Source organism: bacterium (assembly GCA_035530055.1).
In the GTDB taxonomy this organism is placed as follows: Bacteria; UBA6262; WVXT01; order WVXT01; family WVXT01; genus WVXT01.
Genome location: DATKVN010000060.1, coordinates 1 through 8033 on the forward strand (window position 1 = coordinate 1; position 8033 = coordinate 8033).

At 42.8% G+C, this 8033-nt stretch carries 8 protein-coding genes and 1 tRNA gene; all 9 read right to left on the reverse strand.

Annotated features, from left to right (window positions below; all coding sequences use genetic code 11):
- The coding region (locus tag VMW39_04970) for a hypothetical protein (GenBank protein ID HUW23362.1) at positions 1–184 on the reverse strand (184 nt) is incomplete at its 3' end.
- A gap of 86 nt (positions 185–270) precedes the next feature.
- The gene (locus VMW39_04975) at positions 271–2469 is read right to left on the reverse strand and encodes a glycoside hydrolase family 57 protein (protein ID HUW23363.1); all 2199 of its coding nucleotides are present in this window, start codon (positions 2467–2469) and stop codon (positions 271–273) included.
- Between the two features lie 5 nt (positions 2470–2474).
- A complete protein-coding gene (locus tag VMW39_04980; GenBank protein HUW23364.1) occupies positions 2475–2993 on the reverse strand; it encodes a hypothetical protein in 519 nt (172 codons plus the stop codon).
- Positions 2994–3208: 215 nt separating this feature from the next.
- The gene (locus tag VMW39_04985; protein HUW23365.1) at positions 3209–4387 is read right to left on the reverse strand and encodes an alginate export family protein; all 1179 of its coding nucleotides are present in this window, start codon (positions 4385–4387) and stop codon (positions 3209–3211) included.
- A gap of 262 nt (positions 4388–4649) precedes the next feature.
- Positions 4650–5315 (reverse strand): tetratricopeptide repeat protein, encoded by a 666-nt coding sequence (locus VMW39_04990; GenBank protein ID HUW23366.1) that lies wholly within the window; start codon positions 5313–5315, stop codon positions 4650–4652.
- Positions 5316–5972 carry a histidinol phosphate phosphatase domain-containing protein gene (locus VMW39_04995; GenBank protein HUW23367.1) on the reverse strand — a complete coding sequence of 219 codons (657 nt, stop codon included), beginning with the start codon at positions 5970–5972 and terminating at the stop codon, positions 5316–5318.
- Between the two features lie 25 nt (positions 5973–5997).
- Positions 5998–6074 (reverse strand) — tRNA-Arg (locus VMW39_05000).
- A 347-nt stretch (positions 6075–6421) separates the two neighbouring features.
- Positions 6422–7348, reverse strand: a complete 927-nt coding sequence (locus tag VMW39_05005; protein HUW23368.1) for a PorV/PorQ family protein — start codon at positions 7346–7348, stop codon at positions 6422–6424.
- A gap of 10 nt (positions 7349–7358) precedes the next feature.
- The coding region (locus VMW39_05010; GenBank protein ID HUW23369.1) for a hypothetical protein at positions 7359–8033 on the reverse strand (675 nt) is incomplete at its 5' end.

Here is an 8033-nt window from a genome sequence, read left to right on the forward strand (position 1 = left end):
CCAAGGCAAAAACAGCAAAAAGTAGCTTTAACACAATTATCGTGAGCACTACCAAAAGGATGTAATGAACGATGGCTCTACCAAGTTTCTTATTTTTTCGGAACTCTCTGAAAGCAAATAGTGCCCCGATAATCAGAAGTATTGCTAAAAGGACCAGAACTAGCCAGAATGCCCAACCTGCCATTTTTATCACCTCCCTTTCGAGTTGTGGGTAGTGTAGCCCTTTATGGGCGTAATTTTTACGGGCATAAAGCCCTACGCGACCAATTCTCAAACCGACCAGTACTCGAGCGAAAAATCCTCTCCCGGGACAAGAAAACTTATTGTGCCATGGGAGGGCCATCTTTCAAGTTCCACGTTGTTTCTCTCTAAAACGATTACCGTCTCTATTGCCTGACCAACTTTTGCTTTTAAATCGACAAAAGGTATACTCAATTCTATAATTTTCTGATAGCTTATAGAAGTCAAATCTTTAAACTTCTGATAATTCTCCCTGTGCTCTGCTTGGACTACGTCAAAAAGAGAAAAAGCAAAATTTCCATCCTCAAGCATTTGAATTTTTACCTGTTGGGGAGATTCCTTGAAGAAGTTGATTTTGATTGTGAGGTCTTTTAAACTTTCATAAGAAAGTTCCATATTTGTGTCGATGCGCAGATACAAATTGCTCAGGTCGAAGCCATAATAGAAACTTCTGACAATGTTTCCTCGACGCTGCATCGGTCCTATCGTCTCGGAGACATCGTATTGTCCCGCCCCCTGCCATTCGAAATAATCGGTTACTTTACCGTCTAATATAGGGTTTATGAAGTCGGTGGGCTCGCGTTTGGGACGGGGTTTCTCGTGGCCAGAAATGGCAATGTGTAGCCAATCTGGCACTTTTTCCCCAAGGAAAGTATACACATTCATCAGGTGCTTTCGATAAAGATTATCAAAAGCGAGACTATTGACAGAGCGATACTCATCTCCATACCACCAGTTCCAATCGCTACCTTCGGCAATATATATCCCCTCTTTCGCTTTCTGTATCTCTTCATGTTTCCCGGGGTCTCTTTCTTCAAAATGGGCTAACATCTTACGAGTCCTGGCGAGATAGTCCCAGGCAAGATTATCCTCCTCATGTCCAATCCACACACAAAAATTGTGATTTATCCAGGAACCACTCCATAACCTGGGCAGGGAGACCGGTTTTGTGTACTTTTCCGTAAATTTACTAATCGTTGTCGATTCCAGTAATGGGTCGTCACTGATTGTTTGATAAAGCCTCCTCAGAAAGTCCCCCCCATCATTCTTATAATACTCCCAGCAGTTCTCTCCATCAAGTATAATGCTCACCAGATGGGGTCCAGGGAAGTGGCTTACTCGCTTATGAATATTGTGAAGTTCCTGCATAAAATGCCTCACTGCCTGTTCAGGGGGAACCCCTGCATAGGTAAAACCGATCAGGTCGGATAGTTTCCTATTTCTAAAGACAATTTTTATGGAACTGTCGTCCGTGCTGAACTGATAGAGCTTATAAAGAATATCGGCATTATGGGGAGAAACACCTATTGAGGATGCTAAAATACCTTCATCAGTGGCAATCCAATCTATTCCTGCCTGGGAGATTAAAGGGACGATTGCTTCGGAAACCGCACCCTCGGAGGGCCACATCCCCTTCGGTTTCCGACCGAAGAACTTCTCATAACAGGCAACTGCTCGTTCAATCTGAGCTTTCGCGTCTTCCCGGTGACGAAACTCTTCTTTGGGCAGAGCGATTTCAGGAGTGGCCATCTTTGCTGCCTTAACGTCAATTAGAAGAGGTAAAATGGGATGGTAGTAAGGAGTAACGGAAATTTCAATTTGTCCCTGTTCCTGTTTCTCTCGATACTTGCCAATCACTTTCTTCATTATTCCCAGTTGTTTATCTATCACCAATCTCTTTTCTTCCTCAGTAAATCCCTTCCCTTTCTTCCCCAATTCTCTAAGTTCAGGGTCTTGCCTTCGTAGACAAGGGTCAATCCAACAGAGGTTGAAAAGCAACTGTAAATCTAAAAAATCCTGTATACTAAACCTTTTCTGAATCTCTTTCAACTCTTCCCCAGCCACATACCTTCCTCTCTTGGACAGAAGATCCCAGTATCGGGGAAAAGGTTTAATCATGTTTTCCCAGTTGGCTGTAAAGAAGTTTTGGAGAATAAAGGTTCTCTCTTCAGGGGATAGTTTATTGGCGGGTTTTAAAGTCAAGTCCAGAAACTGGTCAGTCAGATTATTCTGGGCATAATCGTTTATTTGGTCTATCAAGGAAGGGACAAGATTGAAATTTACATGAATCTTAGGAAAGTCGTCTAAGGAAGCCACCATATCATAATAGTCTTTAGTCGCGTGAAGCCTCACCCAAGGAAGGACAAACTTGTTTTCCAGGAGGTCCTTATAATATGGCTGGTGCATATGCCATAGAAATGAAATATGGAGAATGTTATTTTGAGGCATTCCTACTACTTTTTCTTTTTAGCAGGTTTTATAACAGGTTTTTCAACCTCTTTCGAACCACCAAAGTAGTAATGCACAACAACCCTGCCATAAGTTGTGGCGAAAGCTGAAGCAGCGCTTTGATAATAGAGACCGATTTCCGCTCCCAGACCCAAATTGGGAAGCTGCATCATAAAATACTCCACCCCGGCAAATGGACCTATACAAAAATTATCATCTGCGTTCTGTCTTAAGTCTCCACCGATTTCTCCCCCCAAATACAAATTCATGCTCTTCTCATCTTCAACTTTATAGAGTATTCTTCCTCCCAGAAGAAATTGGTTACTATCCGTCTCCAAATGGAAGCCAATAACCGGGTTCACAGCAAATTTATCAGTCAACCAATACCTGAAGGACCAACCGTCCAGAGGTGAAAGAGCAGAAAAACCCACGCCTAATCTCTTCTTCAGACTAACCGCTTCCCCCTTAAGGGGCAAGCAGAAAAGAATACTTACCATTACCAAGCCAGCTACTAATTTTTTCATTTTACCTCCTTCAATTTAGCAGAGCAAGCTCTCTTACTCCAGAGTCCTTGGGAGTAGCGAAACTTGTTTCGCGTTAATAACGCAGAGTGAACTCTCTTACTCCAGAGTCCTTAGGAGTAGCGAAACTTGTTTCGCGTTAATAACGCAGAGTGAACTCTCTTACTCCAGAGTCCTTGATTGCCTCCCTTTATCCACAGGATTATCCCTGCGGGACATCAGAATTTTACCATCATCTCCCCGAGAACTTTATCTGCGCCATCCTCAGCAAGCTCTCCCGCCATAAAGATACCGTACACCAGGCGAAATGAAAGATTTGCTGAGTAATAATACTTAACGAAGATGTCCACTTCATCTCCGATGGCGCCTTTCGGAGTATAAGAACTGTAGCTGAAATAATTAAGTCCGGTTTTTAATTCTGGGAGGGGAAAAACGGACAATCCCAATTTAAGTATCTTCAAGTTAGTAGTTGTATAATCAGGATCTCCATCCCTGACCTCGCTTCTATTTTCCATATAATATTCACCATATTCTTCTTCTGACAGGTGGGCGTAGTCTGAAAGGAAATTTTCGTCTTTTCCTGTAATCGGGGCCACTTCTCCACTGCCAACGAGATATTCACAGGCAGCGATGCCTTTACCAAATCTGGTCTCAGCTTGAAAGTTTCCACCTAACATATAAGCTAAACCTTTATAATCTCTCCCTCCCCCCTTTCCCGATTGAAGGATTATGCCACCCCGATAATCCACTTCCTTTCCCAGTTTTCCACTCAAATGGCAGCCCAAAAAGTTCTTATCCACACCGCTAGTTCGATCTCTCTGCCACAAACCGGAAATTTGGGGAGTAATCCCTTTCCATTTTCTCTTAAAAAATACTCCATAAGCATTCTTCTCTTTCCAGTTATCAGGGCTAACTCCCTCACTCCCTGTAGGTTTTAACATCATTAGCTCGCAGTCGACCTGCCAGGGCAGGATGGCGGATAATTTAATGGCATCGTAACCTGACGCATTGTCATCAACCAATAGCCCATCTCCGTATTGGAGAGGTTGTCTTCCCAGAGCTAAATATAAAGGAAGTCCAAGAAATTCATCAACTTTCACATAGGCATTTTCAATCCAGGGCAGCATATTCTTGCGAGTCAATCCTTCAATGGTTACTGTGGAAGTATCCACACCCCAGAACCCTCTCGATTGTAACTTTAGGCCAATGGTAACTCCCTCTGCTAATACTCCCTCTATCAAGAATCTCGTCCGTTGATAGACGTAACTGGTATCTCCATTGTTTACCGGCACCCACCTTATCCTGACTTCTTCTCCCACTCTTACGCCCGCCAGACAAACTTGAGGAAATATCTGAATGATGGAAACTACAAGAAGAAATAGAATGGTTCGTTTCAAACGCTCTCTCCTTAATTAGGAGTCCTTGCGAAAGCAAGGTTATTAAATTTTGGAGTGTGAAACGAGAGTTTCACCCTGGGTCAAGCTTTCGCTTGACACTTCACCCTCCCTTTCGGGAGGACTCCAGCACGATTTCGAATCCTGCCTATTGTAGGCACAAATTCAATTTGTGCATATATTTTAGATACCATATAAAAAAAAGAGTACAAAGTCAAGAAAAAACTTGACTTCCCCTCTTGAAAGAATCTAATTTATATTGAATTCACGGCGTAGGCGACAATGCCTTTATTTTCGCCTCAGCCATATCCTGCCATATCCTGTCAGAATAGAAATGGGACATCTGTTGGTATATTTTAATTGCTTCATCTTTCTGTCCCAGTTTCTCATAGCACCTTCCCAGGCCTTGGTAAATCCCCGGCAAAAGGTAATGCTGGGGAAACCTGTCCAGAAATTTCTGGTAAGTTTCCTTAGCTTCGTCGAATTTTTCTTCCTGTTCCAGACTATTGCCCAGGCTCAGCAGGACTTCAGGGGTGAACTTCCTGGTTTCATATTTATCCAGATATCTTTTATAAATAGAGGTAGCTTCGCTGTACTTCCCCATTTCATAGAGGGCATTACCTTTATAGAGAAAGACTAAGGGAGTAGCCTTTGAGCCGGAATGTCTTAACGCTTGGTCATAAAACGGGATAGCCTTATCCGGCTGATTCATAAAATATTCCTGTTGTCCTCTCGCCAAAAGACTAAATGCCTGTTCATTCATCTTGGCACGACGAGACAAGGAGAAGGGAATAAAAATAGCCACAGCAAGGATAACTATTCCGCCAATTATAGCATTCTCCTTATTCTCGTTGACCCAGGTAACCGACCTTTCTACCCAACTTACCAAACGGTCTTTTTTAAGCTCTTCTTTTACCCATCTACGAGGCATTCAAGCTCCTTTAAGTACTTTACCAATTAATGACCTGGCGTTTTCCAACATAAGCTCCAGGTCTTCTTTCGCCATTCCTGCTTTGTTAACCACTTCCAAAGCCTGTTGTTCAGTAATTAAGTCTTCCGGTTCATGCGTATCAGTATTAAAAATTAGCTTTGCTCCCCTCTTTTTCGCCAAACTCCCCACGTGTTGATTGGTTAGAGAGTGTCCCTTGCGGGAGGTAATCTCAAGAAGTACATTTTTCTCCTTTGCCAAGTCTACTTCCTCGCTACTTATTTTTCCCGGATGGGAAAGTATATCTATCATGCTGGATAAGGCAGCCCGGTTTGTGCCTGGAGGAACAGATTCGACTATAGTTTCTCCGTGCACCAAAATAATTTTTGCTCCCAGCGCTCTACATTCCTCAGCAACCCGGGAAATTAAATTAGGAGGAACATAGGTCAGTTCTGCACCCGGAAGGACCTCTATTTTATACTCAAGAGTGAGAATTGAAGAGACCTTAACGATATGCGGAATTACGAAACTGAGATTAGACATATCAACATGGTCGGTAATAGCTATTGCTTCGTAACCCTTATTCTTGGCACGAAAGACGAGTTCCGAAGGGATTAATGAACCATCAGAAAAGAAGGAATGTGTGTGAAGGTCAATCATCTATAGTATCCAATATGATTTTTTCTGGCGCCCCCGGGGGGATTCGAACTCCCGACAAACGGTTTAGGAAACCGCTGCTCTATCCATCTGAGCTACGAGGGCGACTCTTTCTTCTCTATTTCAGGCGCAAACATGCATTTGTCTATCTGCTTTTCCTTTCATATTATACTTTCTCTCAGGATTTCGTCAAGAAATTTTTTACCTCAAGTCTACTAAAGTGCCATAAATTCCTACATAAAATAAAAAATCCCAAATCACTTTTATTTTTCAAGCAGATTCGAGATTTCGTCTATCCTTTTTGTAAATAAAAGTTACTCAGGACTTCAATCCCTGAGTTGAGGCTCTGGATTTCTTTATTTTCCTACCATGCACAAAGCGATGAGAAGGAGTATTATAAGGATTAATGCCATTTCCATTGTCCTTTTGAACAGCTCTATTTCCCCCGCTATCTATTTTCCCCAGCTAAAAGTAAGAGCAAATCTGTGGAGATTTCCCAGGTCATGAGAACTAAAGGCATAATCCACAGTGAAAAATCTTATTTTCAGTCCTATTCCACAGGTGAAAGTTTGCAAATGGTTAATTCCCGCCCTCAAATCTACCCTTTTCAAAGAAGGCGAAGTAACCCTTTCCCAGGGAGAAACTTCCAACCCGGCACAGAAGTATGCCTTCTCATCAGGGAGCTTGTTGATATCTGCAGTCAGGGTGAGGTGGTTAGAGAATGTCTTCAATGCCACACCACCTTTGAAATTCATATCATACACATCGGGGTCATCTCTTAGAGTCACCTTTGGCTGCAAGACATTTTGCACGGCTAAACCAATGTTCAATACATCTAAGGGCTGATAAAGTATCCCCAAATCTATTCCCTGTCCATTCCCTGAATATTTCATCACTCGCTCATGAATCAGTTTTAAACTTGCTCCCAGGGAGAGCTGCCCATAAATTCTATTTGCGTAAGAAATAATTACCGCATTCTTGAATATCGACTTATTTATGCCAATCACATTTCCGGTGCCGTCAACTTCTTCATACCCTCCGGAATGGAAGAGAACATCGGAAATAGCTAAAGTCCCCAGCCACCCCAGGGGATGAACATAAGAAAGAAAATTATAACTCGTCTGTTCGAAGAAGGGAGCATACATGGCAAGGAACTGCTGTTCATTAATCTGCGTTAAGCCTGCAGGGTTCCAATAAGGCGCGCTCGCCTCATTTGCCAGTGCCACATATGCTCCCCCCATTGCTAAAGACCTTGCTCCTGCTCCATACTGCAAATAGTCATTGGCCATTCCGTAGTAATTATCTGCCCCGAGAAGTTGCCACTCCATCCCTAAAATCAATACAGAAACAAGAAATATTCTAAGGATTATTTTTTTCATATATCTACGCCTATTTAGCAACAGCAATCTTCCTTAACATATGTCTCTTCTCTTTCTCCACCCAGATGCGACAGATATAACCTCCATTTGCCACCACTTTTCCAGAGAGATTCCTTCCATCCCAGGGAACGCTGTTATCTTCCTTACCACCGTTTCCTCCTGACCGATAATTCTCCTGCCAGACCTGTTGACCGAGGAGGTCGTAAATTGTAATAATTACATTAGAAGGTTCCTCTAAATCATATTCTATGAGAGTTTCCTCTTTACCCGCGCGGAAGGGATTGGGTCGATTGAGAACTCCGTCCACGCCATCGCTCTGGGATTCAGTTTCTGGTGGATTCTCCGATGCGGAATCTGGTTTTGCTGGATCGTCATAAACAGGGAGAGATTCTCCCGCTCCGTAAGCGCCCATCTCAACCCCATTCTCTCCAGTACCTTTACAGGGAGAATCCGGCAGCAAATGAAAATCACGGTTTGCAAAATCTATAAATTTTGGGTCTTGAGAAATACAATACAAACCCCTTCCATCCTCACTCTGATAATCAGAAACAGATTTCCATTCCCCTCCATAGCGCACACACATCGACGCATCAGCAGCATTATACCAGTCGTTGTAGTCATCATTAGTAGAAGAATTTATTCCCATGAGCACACCCACTGAATCATTGCTTGAATAACCAATATT

Coding starts and splice junctions, on each gene's coding strand:
- VMW39_04995 (HUW23367.1), bottom strand. CDS start 5,972: ATGATTGACCTTCACACACATTCCTTCTTTTCTGATGGTTCATTAATC.
- VMW39_04990 (HUW23366.1), bottom strand. CDS start 5,315: ATGCCTCGTAGATGGGTAAAAGAAGAGCTTAAAAAAGACCGTTTGGTA.
- VMW39_04975 (HUW23363.1), bottom strand. CDS start 2,469: ATGCCTCAAAATAACATTCTCCATATTTCATTTCTATGGCATATGCAC.
- VMW39_05005 (HUW23368.1), bottom strand. CDS start 7,348: ATGAAAAAAATAATCCTTAGAATATTTCTTGTTTCTGTATTGATTTTA.
- VMW39_04980 (HUW23364.1), bottom strand. CDS start 2,993: ATGAAAAAATTAGTAGCTGGCTTGGTAATGGTAAGTATTCTTTTCTGC.